The sequence below is a fragment of the Bacteroides gallinaceum genome (assembly GCF_030373775.1).
GTDB classification, from domain to species: Bacteria; Bacteroidota; Bacteroidia; order Bacteroidales; family Bacteroidaceae; genus Phocaeicola; species Phocaeicola excrementipullorum.
Genome location: NZ_JAUDEN010000086.1, coordinates 1 through 525 on the forward strand (window position 1 = coordinate 1; position 525 = coordinate 525).

Here is a 525-nt window from a genome sequence, read left to right on the forward strand (position 1 = left end):
TAGGCATTCAGGTCGCATGATTTGCGGCTTTTGCCTCTGGCGGATTCCTTAGCCTGACTCCAGAGAGACGGGTCAATGCTTTTGCGGATGTTGTTTTCAACTCGCGTACCATCTACAGTGATACGCATACAAACGGATGCTTCTCCGTTTTTCAGCAGCTTGGTCTTCTTCAAGAAGAAAAGCACATTGAATGAACTTCTTTTCATTTTTCCTACAGTTTTTAGTTTGGACAAAAGTAGGAAACCGACCACGTTTTCTTGATACGCAAAATATTGCAAATCAGTGAGAAAGACTCTAATTCGGTGGAGATTTTTGCTCCACCTTTTATCTCCACCTTTTGCTCCACCTCAAACGGTAATATTTTGCCGTTTTTTGCGTGTCGGGAGAAAACAAAAAATCCCGATTTCGCTTGGAAATCAGGATTTTACTGTCTTTTGCTTTTCTTCAAAGTGGTGCCACCAGGAATCGAACCGGGGACACAAGGATTTTCAGTCCTTTGCTCTACCAACTGAGCTATGGCACCTT

1 protein-coding gene and 1 tRNA gene are annotated in these 525 nt (G+C 43.0%); both read right to left on the minus strand.

All coding sequences use genetic code 11. The annotated features are described in order from the left end of the window. Positions 1-206: Arm DNA-binding domain-containing protein (locus QUW60_RS15070; protein ID WP_289561521.1), on the minus strand; the 206-nt coding region annotated here is incomplete at its 3' end. Between the two features lie 244 nt (positions 207-450). After that, positions 451-523, minus strand: a tRNA-Phe gene (locus QUW60_RS15075). Between the last annotated feature and the right edge of the window lie 2 nt (positions 524-525).